Here is a 19,846-nt window from a genome sequence, read left to right on the forward strand (position 1 = left end):
ATTACTACCTTTGTCCCCGATTTTACGAAAGAGTAAAAAATTATGTTAAACCAATAAATTGTGAATGGATAATAACCGACAAACAAACAACCCAAAACCTATCAAAGGACGTCCACAAAAGAAGGACGAGTTAAAAGACGCATATCGTATAAACGAAAAGATAACAGCCAAAGAAGTCCGATTAGTTGGCGATAACGTAGAACAAGGTGTTTATTCAATTTACGATGCAAGAGCAATTGCCGAAGAGCAAGAACTCGATTTGGTTGAAATTTCGCCCAATGCAGCACCACCGGTATGTAGAGTAATAGACTTCCAAAAATTCCTCTACCAACAAAAGAAACGTGCAAAAGAGCAAAAAGCGAAAGCAGCAAAAGTTGAAATAAAAGAGATCAGATTCGGACCACAAACCGATGATCACGATTACAACTTTAAACTAAAACACGCAATGGAGTTCCTAAAAGAAGGAGCAAAAGTAAAAGCGTATGTATTCTTTAAAGGACGTTCAATCCTATTTAAGGAGCAAGGAGAAGTATTACTACTTCGTTTTGTAAACGACCTTGAAGAGTATGGAAAACTAGAGCAGATGCCACGTCTCGAAGGAAAGAGAATGATAATTATGCTCAGTCCAAAAAAGAAATAAAAAAATGCCACAAGGCAGAAAATTAATAAATAACTAAAAAACAAAACAATGCCAAAGACTAAAACTAATTCCGGTGCCAAAAAGAGGTTTGCCCTTACCGGATCAGGAAAGATCAAGAGAAAACACGCTTTCAAAAGTCACATCTTAACAAAGAAGACTAAAAAGCAAAAACGTAACCTAACACACTTCACAACAGTTGCAAAAGCTGATGAGAAGAACATCAAAAAGTTACTTTGTATCTCTTAACAAAAACAATTAATTAAACGGAGAAATCCAAATTATTAACCGAATGTATTAGCACAAAGATTATCGAAACAGGTGATAACGCTAACATTCAAAAAACAGTAGAAAATTATGCCACGTTCAGTAAATCATGTAGCATCAAGAGCAAAAAGAAAGAAAATTTTGAAATTGACCAGAGGTTATTTCGGAGCACGTAAAAACGTTTGGACAGTAGCAAAAAATACATGGGAAAAAGGTCTTACCTATGCTTACCGCGACCGTAAAGACAAAAAAGGAAACTTCCGTTCATTGTGGATACAACGTATCAACGCTGCAGCACGCCTTGAAGGAATGTCTTACTCAAAACTAATGGGAGCAATACACAAAGCAGGTATCGAAATCAACCGCAAAGTATTAGCAGACTTAGCATTGAACAATCCCGCAGCTTTCAAAGCAATTGTTGACAAAGTAAAAAACGCATAATAATTTAAAGCGTAGAACAAATAAAAACTCCTAACTTCGGTTAGGAGTTTTTTTTGTATAGTTTCAGCTATCAGTTGTTAGTTGCCTTAGTTATCCTAATAATCCTAAATAACCAATCAAAAGCAGTAGGGACGTGGTCTGCTACGTCCGTAAAGAGTACCAAAAGCAATCCATGTCCGCAGAAAAGAGTATCTAAGAAAAGTAGGGACGAGGCCTGCCACGTCCGCAAAGAGTACCAAAAGCAATCCATGTCCGCAGAAAAGAGTATCTAAGAAAAGTAGGGACGAGGCCTGCCACGTCCGCAAAGAGTATCAAAAGCAATCCATGTCCGCCGAAAAGAGTATCTAAGAAAAGTAGGGACGAGGCCTGCCACGTCCGTAAATCTTAGCCACATAGACATTCTCATTCCTAATTAAGAAACCTGTATTTCTTGATTTTGCTCACGCTCAACAATACTCAAATAAATTTGCTATTGTATTTGCTTAACTGCAAAATTCCTAATTACAAATCCCCTAATCCCTCCTCACCATACTTTGGCGAAGGTCCATATTTATTCTCAAAAAACTCGCTATCCTGACAGCAGAAAACAATAAGAACAATATGATAAATATAGGTAACAGCCGTATAAATCATAACGAAAATTGAAAATTTCAATTCATCGGTTACAAAATTATTTGTAGCTATATCATTATCACATACAGAAACATAATTATAAAAAATAACACCCCACAAACTACAAAATAAAATAAAAATACCCGCATCAAGTAAGGCACCAACGCCCCACCACCAACCACTGCGACCAGTATCGTGAAGTCGGCGAATAGTAAGCGGGATAGTAGCAAGCATAAGTAAAGGACTCAAAAATGGCAGAACAGCCGACAGCACAAAAGCAGCCAAGTACGACCACCAAAATTCCGAACGTCTTGAACGCCCTTTACAATCAAAAATCTTACTGGTAGAAGCATTAAGAGCCTCACTGAAACTAAGAGTAGGTTTAACCATAATTATATTAATCAATATTTAAAGAGTCAACACTAATCGCTTTAAGGCGAGAAACGAGCGAATCAGCAACAACATTAAACGCATCCTTGTTAGCCTTGCTGATAGGCTTTTTAGGTTGCGACTTAATAGTCAAAGGATTAATAGGCTTACCATTCTCATGAACCCTAAAATCGAGGTGAGGACCAGTAGAAACACCGGTAGAGCCCACATAACCAATCACCTGTTTCTGTTTAACATAGTCGCCAACCTTAAGACCTTTAGCAAAACCCGAAAGGTGCATATAAGTAGTAACATACACACTATTATGTCTAATTTTCACATAATTACCCCCACCACCTTTCTGGTAAGCCTTAGCAATAACCTTACCACTACCAATAGCATAAACAGGAGTTCCTTTAGGAGCAGCATAATCAACACCATGGTGTGCCCTGTAACGTTTCAGAACAGGATGAAATCGTCTATTAGTAAAACGTGAAGAGATACGATAGTAGTCAAGCGGAGCCTTCAAGAAAGCACCCTCCAAACTATTACCGTCAACATTATAGAACAACTCCTCATTATCCTGTACAAAAGGAATAGCATAAATAGTAGTATCAGCAGTCTTAAACGAAGCCGCCAAAATCCTGAAATTATTCATAGGAGCATCCCCAACAAACTCACCCTCATAAATCAGACGGTACTCGTCACCATTCTGAATACCAAAGAAATCGACCGACCACCCAAAGATATGCGACATCTCCACTGCCAATAAAGGCGAAGTGCCATTCTCCTCCAACGAAACCCACAATGACGAGTTAACCACACCAGCCACCTCACCCTCAATCCACTCCGAAGGATTACATTTGCGAGTAGCACTAAAATTATTCATAAGGTCAAACACCACGTAGTCCCTAATATTCTCCTCATAAACCAAATATCGAGGAGTAACCAACGAATCCCTATCGCAAAGCAACGAACAAACCTCACCAGGACGCAACTTACGAGCATTAAAAACCGAGTCAGGACATTGAGTCATCTTATACACGTCGCTCGCCGAAAATCCCAATCGCATAAGCATATCAGTCAAGGTCTCGTTCTGGCGTAAAGTATCGCACACAACAATAAAGTCCTCAATAGGCAAACCATGCTTAATAACCTTCTCCTTAACAGGAACATCCGACACTTGCTCATCACCCCCTTTGTTGCACGAAGCAAATCCCACAACCAAGAACAATAAAGCAACAATAAAACTATAATATCTCATACGTAATTAAATCAAAAACAATAAAACAATTTTCAACTCCACAAATTTAATAAAAATAAGTTTAATAAAGAGTAGGGGTGGAGATATAATTAAAGAGAACTAAAAGAGTAAAAATAATACATACAGTCAAGAAAATAATAAAACACATAAAAATATATATCCTCCCCCATATTACGGGCATAAAAAATATTTGCAAACAATAAAAAATGAGGTATAACACATAATTATACCCCATACTATACTAAACAATAAAGATAATATATATACTATCTTAAATTAATCCTCCTTTATATGAATCAAAGCGTTTGTTAAAATAGCAACTAACCCTCCAGTAGTAATACCAGAAGAGAATATATTGCGGATAGTCTCAGGCAATTGAGATAAAATCTCGGGAACTAATTCAACACTAAGACCAAAACTAAAACTGATAGCAATAACCAATGTAGCCTTACGATTGATGTTTTGCGAAGCAATGATACGGATACCAGCCGCAGCAACAGTACCAAACATAAGTAAAGTAGCACCACCCAAAACAGGCTCAGGCATCAATGAAAATATTAAACCAATGCCGGGGAATAATCCTAAAATTATTAACATACCTGCAATAAAATACCCCACATATCTGCTGGCAACACCAGTAAGTTGAATCATACCATTGTTTTGAGCAAAAATTGAGTTGGGAAAAGAATTGAAAATACCAGCTATCATAGAGTTAACACCATCAGCCAAAATACCCCCCGAAGCACGCTTCATAAACTTTTCACCCTCAACAGGCTGCCCCGATATAAGCGAATTTGCAGTAATATCGCCGTAAGCCTCAATAGCAGTTATCAAATAAACCAACCCCAACGAAATAATAGCAGAAAAATCAAATGTTACACCATAGCGGAAAGGAACAGGAATATTAATAGAACCAAAATCTTGAATAGCCGAAAAATTCACAATACCCAAAGCCCACGACACAACATATCCCACAACCAATCCAATAACAATAGAACTCATTCTAAGATAGTGGTTGCTACTGCGGTTAAAAAATATTATTATAACAAGAACAAGAGCCGACAATCCCACATGTTCCCATGCACCAAATGTACCAGCAACCTTTGCCGCCTCACCACCACCACAAGCAGTAATACCAACCTTAATTAGGCTCAAACCAATCAACGTTACAACAATACCTGAAACCAATGGCGTAATTATACGGCGCATATATTTAAGAACCCTGCTAACCAAAATCTCAATAACAGAGCCAGCAATAGTAGCACCAAAAATAGCAGGAAGCCCTCCAGTAAGACCTGCAGTAATAATAGGACCTATAAAAGAGAAACTTGTACCTTGAACACATAAAAGTCCACAACCAATACCACCCACTCTTCTACATTGAATAAACGTAGCAATACCCGATACAAACAATGACATAGAAACCAAAAAACCAGTAGTCTCCAAATCAATATTCAACGCCCCGGCAATAATAAGAGGAGGAGTGATTATAGCAACAAATATAGCCAATAGGTGCTGTAACGCAGCAAAAAAAGTATCGTATATAGGAGGACGATCCTCAAGTCCATAAATTAGACCATTAGGAGCATTGCTTGAAGAAGCATCAGACTGTTTCCCATCCATAACAGATATTAAATCTCTTTAAATTTAATTTCACAATTATCCAAACTTTCAATAATAGCCAACGACTCCACATGGATGCCAGTTTTACGTAGTATCTCACCACCTTTCTGAAAATCCTTTTCAATAAGGAATCCCATACCAACCAATTCAGCACCCGCCTGATTTACAAGGTCAATCATACCTTTGCCTGCATTACCATTTGCAAGAAAGTCATCAATAAATAAAACTTTGTCGCCAGGTTGTAAATAATCTTTACTAACACAAATAGTATAATTTTTATTTTTGGTGAACGAGAATACCTCTGTAACCAGCATATTCTCCATAGTAGAAGGTTTGCGTTTCTTTGCAAAAACAACCGGAAGTTCCAACAAATACCCAACCATTATAGCGGGAGCAATACCGCTGGCCTCAACCGTAAGAATTTTATTGATTTTAGTACTTGCAAAACGGCGAACAAATTCAACAGCCATAGACTTCATTAGAATAGGATCCATCTGATGATTAATAAAATTATCCACTTTCAAGATTCCACCTGGTAGGCAAAGCCCATCCTTCACTATCCTTTCTTTTAATGCTTTCATTTTGCTAAATGTGATTAATCTATTTCAAGAACTGCAAAGTTACGATTTTTTAGTGATTTTTTATAATATATTACAGCAAGAAATATCCTAATAGTCTTCTCTTGATTGTTGGCAATGGTATGATATCTACAATAGTAGAAATTATTATGTCTTAATAGACGAATAATTTTTTGCGTTTGCGATAAAACGATCTACAATAGTAGAAATTATTATGTCTTAATAGACAGGGTTGTTGTTTTCCATTGTTATTTATGTATCTACAATAGTAGAAATTATATGTCTTAATAGACATGGCTACGACAATATGAGTGATGTTGAATCTACAATAGTAGAAATTATTATGTCTTAATAGACCGAAATTCGTCAAGAATTGTATCCTGCATATCTACAATAGTAGAAATTATAATGTCTTAATAGACTTCATGGTCCTCACGAATACCCTTACGATCTACAATAGTAGAAATTATTATGTCTTAATAGACCAATTGAGGGATTGACCCTCTGTTATTTATCTACAATAGTAGAAATTATTATGTCTTAATAGACGTAACCAGTTGCCACCTCCGAAGCCACCATCTACAATAGTAGAAATTATTATGTCTTAATAGACATGCTTCGTCCTGAGCCAAAAGAAAATATCTACAATAGTAGAAATTATTATGTCTTAATAGACTTCTTTAAAGTTCCTCTTCGTATTCTATGATCTACAATAGTAGAAATTATTATGTCTTAATAGACTTCCCGCAAGTTATTTACCTCTAGAACAATCTACAATAGTAGAAATTATTATGTCTTAATAGACCGTATATAATGTTGCCTTGTCGTAGTCCTTATCTACAATAGTAGAAATTATTATGTCTTAATAGACACATAAGTTGATGATTGTATGTTTTGGCGAATCTACAATAGTAGAAATTATTATGTCTTAATAGACTAACATTGTGTCCTATCTTTATATCTAATCTACAATAGTAGAAATTATTATGTCTTAATAGACTTATGAAGGTGGTGCAGACAATTATGTATAATCTACAATAGTAGAAATTATTATGTCTTAATAGACTGCCAATTTTAACATTTATAATTATGTATTAATCTACAATAGTAGAAATTATTATGTCTTAATAGACTCTTGATGGGTATGTTTTTACTAACTACATCTACAATAGTAGAAATTATTATGTCTTAATAGACTTAGAATTATAGTAGTTTTCTAATAATATATCTACAATAGTAGAAATTATTATGTCTTAATAGACTGAGTATTATATTAAACGTGATTTTGAATCTACAATAGTAGAAATTATTATGTCTTAATAGACACTTCTCTACCTGTACCATAGTCTTGCCAATCTACAATAGTAGAAATTATTATGTCTTAATAGACCTTTATCAAAATCTATCAAACCGCTATCATCTACAATAGTAGAAATTATTATGTCTTAATAGACAACATTGAATTTAACAGAAAATGAGGTTATCTACAATAGTAGAAATTATTATGTCTTAATAGACTTGAACGCTTCCAAGGTTACAGGTCGTTTATCTACAATAGTAGAAATTATTATGTCTTAATAGACTCATAAGCATCTGTATTCGGCTCGCATAATCTACAATAGTAGAAATTATTATGTCTTAATAGACTATCAGTATTTTCTTGATAATTATGATTTTTTATCTACAATAGTAGAAATTATTATGTCTTAATAGACGAATTTAAATTAACTGTTAAACTGCTTAAATCTACAATAGTAGAAATTATTATGTCTTAATAGACAATTTATCAAGTAGTTTAACTATTAATTATCTACAATAGTAGAAATTATTATGTCTTAATAGACAAATACAACCACAATTACCAGATTTAAAATCTACAATAGTAGAAATTATTATGTCTTAATAGACTATTAAGTTCAAACTTGCTTCTCCCGCATCTACAATAGTAGAAATTATTATGTCTTAATAGACACTAAACTTTTACAAATATACATATAATACTTTATATTAACAAGTTACAATTTAAAATAATATCCTGTAATTACCTCCCCTTTTAGTGCTTATATACTTAAAGTATTGAAAGCCAGTGTGGAATTATTCTACCAATAAAAAATTTCTACTTAGGTTTGTGTTTAAATTAAAATCTATAAAAAAACAATATCTTTATCACGATGAATAGCATTGCCATATTTTGTTATAGCATTATCGTAAACATCAAATATTACAACACTATCATCTATTGAGAAATGTTTTGCATAAGCCTCTATTTTTAATTTAAGGTTATTAATTAGGCGTTTAGTATTGTTCATTTCATACACTGAGTATTGCAAACGAACAGCTCCTTGCTTAGTCAGCATTTTAGAGAATCTTGTACGTATTTTGTCATCAGCAATATCGTAACTTATTATAATCATTTTAACTTAAAAGTAGGATAGTGTTGTACGGATTTACATCCCATAAAACATCTATAATATTGTTGTATATATTTGAAGAAATTGGTTTTGTATTTAATAAGCTCATTATAAAAAACACGATAATATTCAGGACATTTCTCATGATGTAATTGGTATATGTGTTTATTTTTAATAAAATCCCTTTCCTTAAATTGTCCTCTATTGAAAGCTAATAAAATTGTGTGGTCAATAATGCATCTAAATGGTTCAATCAAATCGCAAATTAATGATTTCCTTTTAAACCATAGACGATGATATATACCTACATATAAATCAAAACCGAACATTCTTAGAAAACATTCCATATAATTAAACAAAATAGTATAGCCAATATCTAATGTTAGGTTGATTATATCACTTTTTATTCGGGGATGTCTTCCTTGCCAATTTAGAGATTGGAAATATGCAGAAAAATAGCATTTTGAGATAATACCTTCTAAACCCATTAGTTTTTCGTAGATATCTATATCATCAATTGAATTAATTGCTGCATCACACTGAGAAATTGCTTCAGTTGTTAGATTATCTTTTTTTCGTGTTTTAATTAGGTTTATACGCTGATTGATAATTTTATTACAAACAATATGTTTTGCAATGTCAATATTGTTTGTCGGATATTCAAATTGTTTCTTCCTTAATAAATAATTCGCTTCTGCAGAATTTGACCATACAAAAATAGGTCGTAAGTTACTCTTCATAACAACTAATGCAACACCATATTTTTTACATTTGTCAATAAGTGGTGTTGTAATAGATATATGTCCAATTATGAATATTGCAAGAATCTTTTGAAATGGAAATTTTGTGAGAGTCTTATGTTTTTCTTCGTTAATCTCCTCTAACATTAGTTCTCCATTGCAAACCCTTAATCTGCGTTCACTTTCAATGCAATTAATAACAAAAATTGTTCTAACCTCTATATCTTTATGAGTAAACATTATCTTCTATAGTTTTGTCGCAAAGATTTGAATATATACAATGCTGACACTTGTTTGAATTTATAGTAAATTTAGTTGTGCATGGTAAGTATGAACGAAATTTCTCAATAAAAGATATTAACTCTAGTTTATCATTATTATTTGGTAAAGGTTGATATATCATTTTATTTGTACTTATTTCGTAAAATGCAATTGAATCAACTCTATATCCCATTTCAATCATGCAATAATATTCTGCCCATAATTGATATAATTGACCTCTGAATATCCGTTTTAAATTGTTTTTTCGTTCAATTAGTAAGTGTCTATCACCTTTGTAAATATCTATTATCCCAGTTAAACCTAATTCCTCAGATATAACAGGAAGTGACATTATATCATCTTTCCGAGTAGAAGAAGTCTTATTATTAGTAGCATTATGAGCATTACTTCCAGATATTTGAGGTGTTGCTTTGTATATATCTTCATTCGTATCCATATATACAGAATGTAGATATATGGAATACGGACAAAAGATAAAGTCATTTAACATTGATATTGATATATAGTTATTCATTTGCAATTAGACATTTAGATACGGTTTGCTTTGAGCAAATTCTAACCATTCCTTGTTACTGATTGCTAACTTGATATCCTTTAAGTTGTCTGATGTTTTAATCTGTCGAACTATCCATAGTCCTTTTCTTGCAATATTGTAAGCTCCATTGGCATCGGCATTCTGTGGTAATGAATTATCACATATTTCACTATTATAAAAAGTGCCATTAATATCAGCAACAGGTGATTGTAAATAATCAATATCGCTACCTATTTTGCTATTCCTTATTTGAAGAGTTAATTTAAATAGGTGTAATAATTCTTTAAAGAATTTTGCGTCATTCTGTTTAGAAATTTCTTCTTTAATATTTGAACTTATTGAAATTCCTTTATTTTTAAACAAAATTTTAAATTCATCATTTAGAACTATTTCTCTACTACTCCAATTTGAATTCTTAGTTTTATCGCGTGTTGTTTCAATACGGTTACCAACAGAGCATATTCTCCACTGCGTGCGAGATCCTTCATACTTTAATGGGCTAAAATTACTATAGTCACAAATAAATTCGAACCAATCCATCTCTTCGTTATATTGTATCACATCAAACTTGTTGAAAAATTCTTTTGCTTTATTTATTGTTTCATAGCGTGTATCAAATAGATTAACGAAACCTGTTACTGGATCTATTTTACTAGTATTCCATGCTGGGACATAGTATATGAACCCGTTCTGTTTCCCGATTCTCTTAAAACTCTCAAATTTGTTTGTTAGTTGGTATGCATTGAGTATGCCTCCTGGTTCTTCGGCTTGTCTTTTCTTATCTGCAAGATAATTGAGTTTGTCAATGAGCTTTTTTTCAAATTGTTGATATACAGATGACTCAACCTTCTGCCTTCCTCGTTTGAATCCCTGATTAAGATCTTCAAGAACAATTATAGCATTGTACTTAATCATAAGTTCTGAAATCTTATGAATTACTTGACTCAAATATCCCTCTTTTAATTCTTTGATGTTTTCAATAGTTTGCCAACTTTGACGCGATTTAACTCTATCATCTTCGCGTTTTGTTAAAATGTTATGATAATTGGTTACATATCGGTTTCCGTTGTACTCATTGATGATTTCGTTTAGAGAATATTGTTCCTTGATATTTCCTTTAATATCTATAACTGAAAGATAAAGCAGATGACGTTCTCCACGATCTATTCCTATGATGTGTAAGTCTTCTGCCTGTTTTATATATTCATTTACTAATTGGTTAATATTGTTGTTTCCAATACTCTTAAAATTCATAGTAATTGGAACATGGAATTGGAATTTATTTACCGTATAACGTTTATTCTTAATAAGATCATATGCAAATGTGCTCTCTTTCTTTGTATTTAATTCATTTTTATTTGATATTGATTGGTTAGCAGCATGAGTAGGTCGTACACAATCAATACTTGACTTTCTAAAAAAGACTTCTGCTTCACCATTGAGTTTGTACACAACATTAGAAATATTACGTTCATCGAAGAGCATCTTCCAGTAGAGCGTATGTAAATTAGGAGTACCTTTGCTGTATGGAGAAAAGTCTTTATTGTAGATTTGAAAGAGATATATCTTTTCTTCATTGACTAAGTCATTAATATAGTCTACAGATACATTTCTGAAAGAAATATTATATAGATATAGGTTTATTTCTTTATAAAATTCATCTACTGATGTATAAGATTTAATTTTACTTTCTGAGCAAAAGGAAGAAATATCATAAACTAATGTGCTTTTATAATGTAACAAAAATCGTAGACAGAAACGGATCCAATTTGATAAAGCTTCTTTATATCCTTTTTCATCTCTTGTTTGTCTTAAGTAGCCTATCTGAAATTTCTTATTGCCATTGTACAATACGTTGTTTAAATCATACTCATCTTTGGTTATTGTAAATTCCGAACTGAAAACATCTTTTTTTATAATGTAAGGAGAGGTGTGAGTTGAAAAGTGAGTTTTTACCTCATTTAATTGTGTTGTACATTTAGGGACCATTGTTGTTAAGTCTTTGAAATATTTATATTCCAACTTCTCAAAGCATTCGCCAGTGTTAGGAGTATTTTTTACATTAAAAACCTTATTATGTTTCTTGTCCATAATAGCAAGGTAATATAATCCATCTTTACGTAGTATAATTGTAGTGTTATCTTCTTCCTTGTTTAAGTCCCAACCCTTCATAAGGGAAGAGTTTTTAAAGTTTAATTTTATTTTTTCCGTAGAGTATGGTTTTTGTGTTATATAGTTGCGGACCTTATTGTATAATGGTGTAATTTTATCAAGTTCCATCCATAATGCGGTAAACTCTCCATAAAACTTATCATCTTTCTCCGCCTCTGTACCATCACCCAATAAAGGCTTTACAAAATGTTGTAAGGCTTTGATAGTATCAAGTAGATTCTTTATTTTATCTACACTCTCTTTATCTTGAACTAATTTTTTATCTGTTGGATATGGCGTATTTAATATATCTTTTGCCTCATCATAAGCTTTCTGAATCTGTATAAATAGATTTTCCTTATGTAAGGTTTCTGTATTTACTGCTCCCATTGTAGCAAAATAGTCCTGGATATTATTACTATTATCGTTATCATATGCCTGTATACTTTGGTTTATTTGGGCAATAGATATGCTCCCTTGTGATTTAAATACTTTATCTAAACGCTCTTTATAGTTTTCATCTGTTTCTTTCTTAGTTTTCTTAGGTATAGTCCGTTTTAATTCATCCATTAAAGCTTTAGATATTAACCCATAGTCTCCAAAAATCTTTTGAGAAATATCTGTCATTTGTTGATTATTTCTAATGTATACTTTATCAAGGTTATAGTTTTCAAGAGATTGTAATAGATGCTTTAATGAATGTTCTTCCTCTTTTTGAGAATTGAGTACTTGCTCCTCCAACTCTTGATACGCTTTTTGTATTGCTTCGAGAACTTTCTCATCCGATTCGAATTGTTCGGGTAACCACGAGATAGCATTTCGGTCACTTAGGATTTGTTTATATAGAGGTTTTAATTTTGGTAAACGCATTGTCTTGTTTTTTTGTTGTTGATTGTAGAGATTAATATATTCATTTAATCCCTTAATCTTTATATTACTTTCCTCTATAGTTTTACCTCCGATAATTGCATTGTATATATCTATCTGTTTCTGTGTTAGTAATGTACTATAGTAGTCAAGTTTGAATATTTCGCATATCTTTGTTACATTGAGATATTCTTTAAACTCGCTATATAGTGTGCCGAATTGTTCTGCTATGGGAGATTCTTTTAATTTTTCAAACACAGAAATGTTATCTACGAATCTCGGTAGATTCTCATGAATAAGTCTATATGCAATAGCAGTAGACTTATTTTCTGAAGAATACATATTTTTCCTATTTTCATGAAAACCTATAAAGTATGTAGTAAAATCTTTAAACTCTTCAATAAGTTTCTTTTCTTCATCCTTAGCAAATGAAATAAGATCTGTCCTTATAAGTTCTTTCTTGTCAATACGCTTAAACCTTTCATCGGTAGTAAATCTATCAACTATTTGCTTGCGAAGGTTTTTGCATACCTCATCAAATATTTTCTTTTGTATGTCATCTTTAGATTTACATGTATATATATTATAAAATTCCTCTAAAGAATTTTTCTTACCTTCGCTATTGCATGTCAATTTAAAGTTTGTAAGAACGTCTTCAATAAATGCCTTATGGTACTCATCTAATATTTTCTTAACAGTTATATAACTATTTGCTCGATGTTGATCTTCTTCAAGAATTCCGCTTTTGATAATTGAATTTAATGTCTTGCCAACAGGAATTAACTCAAAACGTAAGGTTTTTGATAAAGGATAAACCTTTGTAAAATCTTCAAATTTTTTAAATGTTTTCATAATTATATAAGTTTATTGTTAAATATATCAACATAAGTTTAAAATACTTTTTCAAATTTAATGTTTTTATTTTATTAATATAAGATAAATTAAAAATCAAGTTATCTTTATATAATTATTTATTTCTAAATAAAATTATTGTTAAAGTTAAAAACAATCTCGGGATTTCCCGAGATTGTGAAACTGCTCTCGAGAGCAGTTTTAAAGTCAAAGTTTCATTTTCACAACTACCAGAATATATCAAAACACCTATTTATTAACTTAAGAAAATGATAAAAAGAACAATTAAAAGCAAACAAAAATATTAAACTTTGACTTTAATATATATAACTATCCTATATATTTATTTAATAAATTTCTATACATTACTATTTAGAGTATTACTTAAATCATTTGCAACAATATCAATCCTCAATTTCAGCACCTCGCATATTGCCAATAGACTTCTTAAAGAACAGAGTTTACCATGCTCAATATTAACCATACTATTTTGAGTTATCCCTGCCTTTTCAGCAACATAACTCTTTGTAAAGCCCAACTCCTTACGTCTCTTTTTTAAACAATATGCTATCCTCTCCATACATTAAACTAATAACTGATAACCGACTATTCTCCCCATCTGTCACCCCCACCGGTAATTTGTCCGAAAACATTTAGCAGAAGTACTGCTATTACAATTGCTGCAAATAACATACTATAAATCTCCTCCTTTACCTAATACAGCATCTAAAAATAAGAGTGCTAAACCAATGTAGATTAATATTTCAAACATAACTAACAACTAATAACTATTTTTAGTAGTCCATCTTACAAACTATACCAACAACACAATGAACAACTATTACTCCTACAATTGCAAATAAAGCTCCCATAATTACCTCCTTTTTAATCTGTTTAATTAACTTTTAAATATTATTTAAATATTGTTTTGTTCTCTTTTCTGATACAAAAGTAGTAGGGTGTATATGCCAAATCGTGGCACAAGTAAAAAATAAAACAAAAAAAATGAGAAAAACTTTTGTTTCCCTCATTAAATTATGAATTATTTATATTTGTTGGCAGATTTAACAAGCGAATGTTTGTTAACTAACATCTAACAACTACACATAGGGCGGTTGAGCTTACAAAGCCGACAACTAACAACTTTTCCCTTTTTTCTTAAAGAATGGTCTCTTCTTTCCTTTGTATTTATAGTTTTTAAACTTCTTGGGTTTGTTTACCGAAGGGGTATATTCAGGAACTTCGCCTAACTCTTGGGGTAGAGCAATCTTTTCAACCTCACGCTCAAGAAAACGCTCAATCTTGCCAAACTTATCTTGTTCCTCTTTCGATATAAAAGTAATAGCTTCTCCCTCGGCATTTGCTCTTGCAGTTCTACCTATACGATGAATATAATCCTCAGGATCGTGCGGAACATCGTAGTTAATAACCAATCCAATGTCTGTAATATCAATACCTCTCGAAACAATATCGGTAGCCACAAGAATTGAAACTTTCCCATTCTTAAAGTCAAGCATCACCTCATCGCGTTCGCTCTGTTCAAGGTCTGAGTGCATAGCCCTTACATTATATTTCATACGTTTAAGGCGGTGAGCAAGGTCTTTAACTTTAATCTTTGAAGATGAAAATATAATGGTTTTACTCTCAACGGGGGTAGAGAATATATGTTCAATCAATCCAATCTTTTGAGGCTCATAGCAAACGTATGCCATCTGTTTAATAGCCTCGTTAGGTTTCGAGATTGCAATATTAATTTCAGCAGGATTGTTCAGTATATTTTTTGCCAATGTTCTAATTTTAACAGGCATAGTTGCCGAAAATAACAGAGTTTGTCGCTTCTTGGGTAGGTATTTCGATATTTTCATAATATCATCATAGAACCCCATATCCAACATCCTGTCAGCCTCGTCCAATACTAAATACTCAACACTATCAAGTGATATTTTGCTATTAATAAGATGCGAAATCATTCTACCGGGAGTAGCAATTATAACATCGGCACCTTTGTTAAAAGCCCTAAGTTGTTGATCCCATTGAGCACCGTCGCCACCACCCGATACCGATAGGGTAGAAATTGGCATAAAGTACGAGAAACCTTCAAACTGCATATCAATTTGTGATGCTAATTCGCGTGTTGGAGCAATAATAATAGCCCTTACTGCATCCTTGTCTCCCTCAACCTTATGCCTCATAATTAGGTTTAACAGAGGTAGAATATATGCAGCAGTTTTTCCAGTACCAGTTTGAGCACATGCAATAATATCACGTCCCTCCAATACCACAGGAATAGTTTGCTCTTGTATAGGTGTAGCCTCAATAAAGTTCATGGCATCAAGTCCATCAAGAACTTCAGGCTCAAGGTCTAAATCCTCAAATCTCATTTTGTATATTAAATGTCAAAATAGTTATACAAACACCAAAATTACAAAAAATATCTAATATTTTTAAACTAAATATCCTGCCCAACTATATACATTCAATTAAAAATATTATTTTTGCGTAATATAAAATAATTAAAGATGAAAGTAACAGAGTTAATCACGAATAGTCCACAAACAACATTCTCGTTTGAAGTGTTACCACCATTAAAAGGTAACGGAATTGAGAAAGTGTTTAAAACAATTGATCGACTTCGTGAATTTAATCCTAAATATATCAATATAACCACTCATCGTAGTGAGTATATTTATAAGGAGGCTGAAGGTGGTTTGTTTCAGAGAATAGCAGTTCGCACACGTCCTGGAACAGTAGCCCTTGCTGCGGCCATCCAACACAAGTACGATATTACAGCAGTACCACATATAATATGTAGTGGATTTTCAAAAGCAGAAATAGAGTATTCGTTAATTGACCTAAACTTTTTAGGAATACACAACTTACTATTGTTACGTGGTGATAAGGCAAAGCACGAAGCACGTTTCATTCCTGAACCAGACGGACACTCTCACGCAATAGAGTTACAAAGTCAGGTAAACGATTTTAATAAAGGATTTTTTATTGATGGCTCACAGGCGGTAATAAATACACCTTTCTCGTACGGAGTTGCAGGTTACCCTGAAAAACACGATGAAGCACCTAATATTGATCAAGATCTTAAACGTCTAAAAGATAAGGTTGATAATGGAGCAGATTATGTAGTAACACAAATGTTCTTTGACAACTCAAAATATTTTGAGTTTGTTGAACGTTGCCGAGCAATAGGAATAACAGCACCAATCATTCCAGGAATAAAACCCATAGTATTTGCAAGTCAGTTGAATGTATTGCCAAAGGTATTCCATGTTGATTTGCCCGATGCATTAGCCGAAGAGTTAGCAAAATGCAAAGATGATGCAGCAGCAAAACAAGTAGGAGTTGAGTGGTGTACAATGCAGGCAAAAGAGTTAAAGGCAAAAGGAGTACCAAGCATACACTTCTATTCGTTAATGGCAACTGAGAGTGTGGCACAAGTAGCAAAAGCAGTATATTAAAATAAATTAGATGTTTTTTAAGGATATAATAGGACACGAGGAGATAAAGCAGCATTTGTTGCAATCGGTAGCAGAGAATAAAATACCTCATGCTCAACTCTTTTGTGGTCCCGATGGAGTAGGTAAGTTTGCAATGGCAATAGCCTATGCACGATATTTAAATTGTACAGGACGTAAGCCAGGCGATACAGATGCTTGTGGTGAGTGTCCATCGTGCCGACAAATAACCTCGATGATGCATCCCGATATCCACTATGTATTCCCTATATATAAAACATCATCACCTAAACGAGCAATATCAGACGACTATATAAAAGAGTGGCGTAGGATGGTCTCTGAAACAAAATATATCTCTATTGAGGGATGGTTAGAAGAGATAAAGGCTGAAAACTCACAACCTCAAATATATGTAGATGAAAGCCAACAGATAATACGAAAACTCTCATATAAAAGTTTTGAGTCAGAATACAAAGTAATGATAATATGGTTGCCCGAGTTGATGAATGAGCAGTGTGCAAACAAACTCTTAAAGATATTAGAGGAGCCATACGAAAAGACAATATTCTTACTTGTATCAAACCGTCCCGATAAACTGTTGACAACAATCCTGTCGCGAACACAACCAATACACTTCAAGGGATTGCCTCACAATTTAATATCGCAAACTTTGCAAGAGAGATTTTCTGTCGATGCCGAAGCCGCTGATGCAGTTACCCGATTATCATCAGGAAGTTATCTCCGAGCATTGGAGTTGATGAAGCAAACAGGCGAGAATAAACAATTCTTCGATTTCTTTGTACAGATGATGCGTTTAGCTTACGCACGTAAAATAAAGGAGATGAAGATTTGGAGCGAAGAGGTAGCAAAACTTGGACGCGAAGCAGAAAAACGCTTCTTGCAATATTGTCAGAGGATGATACGCGAGAACTATATATATAATACTCGCATACCATCAATCATATATCTAACGCCCGAAGAGCGAAACTTCTCAACACGTTTCGCCCCATTCATAAACGAGAAGAACGTAATACAGATAATGGAAGAGTTAGGAAGAGCCGAGAGCGACATATCGCGTAATGCAAGTGGAGCAATAGTGTTCTTCGACCTCTCTATAAAAATGATATTATTAATTAAACGAGCAACTTAATATAAATTAAAAATTAGAAATTAGGGATTATCCAAATAATATAAACAATTACCCATTCCTAATTCCTCATTAAATTAAAATGAACAAGGTATCGGACAACCCTTTAAAAAACCGAGATGATATAAGTGGCAGAACAATGCCATTAATAATTGTTACAGCGCTCTTTGTAACACTCTATCTCGTATCAAACATTATGGCAGTAAAAGTAATAGGTATAGCAGACCTATTCTACTTTGATGCAGGAACAATAACCTTTCCACTCGCATATATGTTAGGCGATGTGCTAACCGAAATATGGGGGTATCGTACAGCCAAACGTGTAATATGGATGACATTCTTTTGTAATATACTTATGGTGGTGTGTACCCAAATAGGAGTGTGGTTACCTGCACCTGATCATCTACAAGAGACCACAAATGCCTATAACCATATATTCTCATACGTTCCACGAATAGTATTAGCATCACTCGTTGGCTTCTTGTGTGGCGAACTCTCAAATGCTTGGTTTATGGAGCGAATAAAAAAGTGGACAAACGGGCGTTATCTATGGATACGAACAATAGGAAGTTCGGCAATAGGGTATCTATTTGATTCAGTACCATTCGTACTCATAGCATTCTTAGGAGCGGTAACCACAAGAGAACTGCTCTTGATGATTGCACTGCAATATTTCTTAAAACTATTCATCGAAGCAATATTTGCTACCCCAATGGCGTATGCAGCCATAAGTTATATAAACAAACTATACCTACGCCGATAATGCAACGCTATTCAGTAATAGAAACAAAACTGCCACGAGAATTTATATTGTTGCAGGGTAGGGGATGTGTATGGGAAAAATGCACTTTTTGCGATTATCATACCGATACATCAATAAATCCTTACACCATTAACCGTCCCATATTACAGCAAGTAACAGGCAGATACGGAGTATTAGATATAATAAACTCAGGCTCTGCACCCGAACTCGATACACAAACCATAGAACATATAAAACAGATAGTAAAAGAAAAAAACATACATACCCTATGGTTCGAAGCCCACTATCTATACCGCAACAAGTTAAAAGAGTTTGCACAGCAATTCTATCCGGCACAAGTAAAATTCCGATGTGGAGTAGAGAGTTTTAATGCACCTTTACGCCAGCAGTGGAACAAAGGAATACCATCACATATAACACCAGCAGATATAGCAAAATATTTTAATGGAGTATGTCTTTTATGTTGCACTACAAACGATACAAAAGAGCGAATATTAAATGATATTGCCCTTGCCGATAAATACTTTGAGTATGCAAGTATAAACCTTTTCTGTAATAACACAACAGCAGAACAACGTAACCAAGAACTTGCCTCTTGGTTTATTGCCGAAGTATATCCTATTTTAAAAGATAATCCTAAATTTGAAATTCTGTTAAATAATACTGATCTTGGTGTCGGGTTGTAATAACGTGTAATCTCAATCGTTACTCTCAATTTTATATTTGGTCACATACTATTTGTATGCTCTCAGCACCCTTTCCTGTGATCTTGTATCTGTCATACATATCATCATGGTAGTCGTTATCGTAATGGCTCATATTTTAATATCTTTTATATTG

At 33.3% G+C, this 19,846-nt stretch carries 17 protein-coding genes and 1 CRISPR repeat array; of the genes, 7 read left to right on the forward strand and 10 right to left on the reverse strand.

The features are described 5' to 3' along the window. Window positions 1-64: 64 nt before the first annotated feature. From infC to rplT, 3 genes are all read left to right on the forward strand, one after another. A complete protein-coding gene (gene infC, locus IKK64_03890; protein MBR4119202.1) occupies window positions 65-640 on the forward strand; it encodes a translation initiation factor IF-3 in 576 nt (191 codons plus the stop codon). A 48-nt stretch (window positions 641-688) separates the two neighbouring features. Continuing rightward, the gene (rpmI, locus tag IKK64_03895) at window positions 689-886 is read left to right on the forward strand and encodes a 50S ribosomal protein L35 (protein ID MBR4119203.1); all 198 of its coding nucleotides are present in this window, start codon (window positions 689-691) and stop codon (window positions 884-886) included. Window positions 887-994: 108 nt separating this feature from the next. Continuing rightward, a complete protein-coding gene (rplT, locus tag IKK64_03900; protein MBR4119204.1) occupies window positions 995-1,345 on the forward strand; it encodes a 50S ribosomal protein L20 in 351 nt (116 codons plus the stop codon). Window positions 1,346-1,846: 501 nt separating this feature from the next. Here the strand turns inward: rplT and IKK64_03905 are convergent. From IKK64_03905 to IKK64_03950, 10 genes are all read right to left on the reverse strand, one after another. Then, complete coding sequence (locus IKK64_03905) at window positions 1,847-2,347, reverse strand: DUF805 domain-containing protein (GenBank protein ID MBR4119205.1); 501 nt, start codon at window positions 2,345-2,347, stop codon at window positions 1,847-1,849. A gap of 7 nt (window positions 2,348-2,354) precedes the next feature. Beyond that, entirely contained in the window at window positions 2,355-3,590 is a 1,236-nt protein-coding gene (locus IKK64_03910) for a M23 family metallopeptidase (GenBank protein ID MBR4119206.1), read from the reverse strand. Window positions 3,591-3,866: 276 nt separating this feature from the next. Continuing rightward, window positions 3,867-5,213: a purine permease gene (locus IKK64_03915; GenBank protein MBR4119207.1), complete on the reverse strand. Its 1,347-nt coding sequence runs from the start codon at window positions 5,211-5,213 to the stop codon at window positions 3,867-3,869. A gap of 8 nt (window positions 5,214-5,221) precedes the next feature. Next, a complete protein-coding gene (xpt, locus tag IKK64_03920) occupies window positions 5,222-5,794 on the reverse strand; it encodes a xanthine phosphoribosyltransferase (GenBank protein ID MBR4119208.1) in 573 nt (190 codons plus the stop codon). Window positions 5,795-5,918: 124 nt separating this feature from the next. After that, window positions 5,919-7,762: direct repeats of the CRISPR family, unit length 36 nt; unit sequence ATCTACAATAGTAGAAATTATTATGTCTTAATAGAC. 173 nt (window positions 7,763-7,935) lie between these two features. After that, window positions 7,936-8,205 (reverse strand): CRISPR-associated endonuclease Cas2, encoded by a 270-nt coding sequence (gene cas2, locus IKK64_03925; protein ID MBR4119209.1) that lies wholly within the window; start codon window positions 8,203-8,205, stop codon window positions 7,936-7,938. Further along, complete coding sequence (cas1, locus tag IKK64_03930) at window positions 8,202-9,182, reverse strand: type V CRISPR-associated endonuclease Cas1 (protein MBR4119210.1); 981 nt, start codon at window positions 9,180-9,182, stop codon at window positions 8,202-8,204. The genes cas2 and cas1 overlap by 4 nt, the downstream gene beginning before the upstream one ends. Then, on the reverse strand, window positions 9,169-9,738 hold the full coding sequence (cas4, locus tag IKK64_03935) for a type V CRISPR-associated protein Cas4 (protein MBR4119211.1): 570 nt from the start codon (window positions 9,736-9,738) through the stop codon (window positions 9,169-9,171). Before cas4 ends, cas1 begins: the two co-directional genes overlap by 14 nt. A 6-nt stretch (window positions 9,739-9,744) precedes the next feature. After that, entirely contained in the window at window positions 9,745-13,629 is a 3,885-nt protein-coding gene (gene cas12a / locus IKK64_03940; GenBank protein MBR4119212.1) for a type V CRISPR-associated protein Cas12a/Cpf1, read from the reverse strand. A gap of 358 nt (window positions 13,630-13,987) precedes the next feature. Further along, a complete protein-coding gene (locus tag IKK64_03945) occupies window positions 13,988-14,209 on the reverse strand; it encodes a helix-turn-helix transcriptional regulator (GenBank protein ID MBR4119213.1) in 222 nt (73 codons plus the stop codon). Between the two features lie 556 nt (window positions 14,210-14,765). Continuing rightward, window positions 14,766-16,010, reverse strand: a complete 1,245-nt coding sequence (locus IKK64_03950) for a DEAD/DEAH box helicase (GenBank protein MBR4119214.1) — start codon at window positions 16,008-16,010, stop codon at window positions 14,766-14,768. Window positions 16,011-16,148: 138 nt separating this feature from the next. Between IKK64_03950 and metF the strand changes: the two genes are divergently transcribed. From metF to IKK64_03970, 4 genes are all read left to right on the forward strand, one after another. Next, complete coding sequence (metF, locus tag IKK64_03955) at window positions 16,149-17,099, forward strand: methylenetetrahydrofolate reductase [NAD(P)H] (protein MBR4119215.1); 951 nt, start codon at window positions 16,149-16,151, stop codon at window positions 17,097-17,099. A gap of 10 nt (window positions 17,100-17,109) precedes the next feature. Further along, on the forward strand, window positions 17,110-18,246 hold the full coding sequence (gene holB / locus IKK64_03960; GenBank protein MBR4119216.1) for a DNA polymerase III subunit delta': 1,137 nt from the start codon (window positions 17,110-17,112) through the stop codon (window positions 18,244-18,246). 79 nt (window positions 18,247-18,325) lie between these two features. Beyond that, entirely contained in the window at window positions 18,326-19,006 is a 681-nt protein-coding gene (locus tag IKK64_03965; protein MBR4119217.1) for a queuosine precursor transporter, read from the forward strand. Beyond that, the gene (locus IKK64_03970; protein MBR4119218.1) at window positions 19,006-19,692 is read left to right on the forward strand and encodes a hypothetical protein; all 687 of its coding nucleotides are present in this window, start codon (window positions 19,006-19,008) and stop codon (window positions 19,690-19,692) included. Before IKK64_03965 ends, IKK64_03970 begins: the two co-directional genes overlap by 1 nt. The last annotated feature ends 154 nt before the right edge of the window (window positions 19,693-19,846 follow it).

This window comes from Bacteroidales bacterium (assembly GCA_017521245.1).
Classification (GTDB): domain Bacteria; phylum Bacteroidota; class Bacteroidia; order Bacteroidales; family G3-4614; genus Caccoplasma_A.

Bases quoted from the DNA above. Each gene is read 5' to 3' on its own strand.
- IKK64_03945 (MBR4119213.1), bottom strand. From the start codon at position 14,209: ATGGAGAGGATAGCATATTGTTTAAAAAAGAGACGTAAGGAGTTGGGC.
- IKK64_03950 (MBR4119214.1), bottom strand. From the start codon at position 16,010: ATGAGATTTGAGGATTTAGACCTTGAGCCTGAAGTTCTTGATGGACTT.
- cas4 (MBR4119211.1), bottom strand. From the start codon at position 9,738: ATGAATAACTATATATCAATATCAATGTTAAATGACTTTATCTTTTGT.
- cas1 (MBR4119210.1), bottom strand. From the start codon at position 9,182: ATGTTTACTCATAAAGATATAGAGGTTAGAACAATTTTTGTTATTAAT.
- cas12a (MBR4119212.1), bottom strand. From the start codon at position 13,629: ATGAAAACATTTAAAAAATTTGAAGATTTTACAAAGGTTTATCCTTTA.
- holB (MBR4119216.1), top strand. From the start codon at position 17,110: ATGTTTTTTAAGGATATAATAGGACACGAGGAGATAAAGCAGCATTTG.
- IKK64_03970 (MBR4119218.1), top strand. From the start codon at position 19,006: ATGCAACGCTATTCAGTAATAGAAACAAAACTGCCACGAGAATTTATA.
- IKK64_03965 (MBR4119217.1), top strand. From the start codon at position 18,326: ATGAACAAGGTATCGGACAACCCTTTAAAAAACCGAGATGATATAAGT.
- IKK64_03905 (MBR4119205.1), bottom strand. From the start codon at position 2,347: ATGGTTAAACCTACTCTTAGTTTCAGTGAGGCTCTTAATGCTTCTACC.
- metF (MBR4119215.1), top strand. From the start codon at position 16,149: ATGAAAGTAACAGAGTTAATCACGAATAGTCCACAAACAACATTCTCG.
- infC (MBR4119202.1), top strand. From the start codon at position 65: ATGGATAATAACCGACAAACAAACAACCCAAAACCTATCAAAGGACGT.
- cas2 (MBR4119209.1), bottom strand. From the start codon at position 8,205: ATGATTATAATAAGTTACGATATTGCTGATGACAAAATACGTACAAGA.
- IKK64_03910 (MBR4119206.1), bottom strand. From the start codon at position 3,590: ATGAGATATTATAGTTTTATTGTTGCTTTATTGTTCTTGGTTGTGGGA.
- rpmI (MBR4119203.1), top strand. From the start codon at position 689: ATGCCAAAGACTAAAACTAATTCCGGTGCCAAAAAGAGGTTTGCCCTT.
- rplT (MBR4119204.1), top strand. From the start codon at position 995: ATGCCACGTTCAGTAAATCATGTAGCATCAAGAGCAAAAAGAAAGAAA.
- IKK64_03915 (MBR4119207.1), bottom strand. From the start codon at position 5,213: ATGGATGGGAAACAGTCTGATGCTTCTTCAAGCAATGCTCCTAATGGT.
- xpt (MBR4119208.1), bottom strand. From the start codon at position 5,794: ATGAAAGCATTAAAAGAAAGGATAGTGAAGGATGGGCTTTGCCTACCA.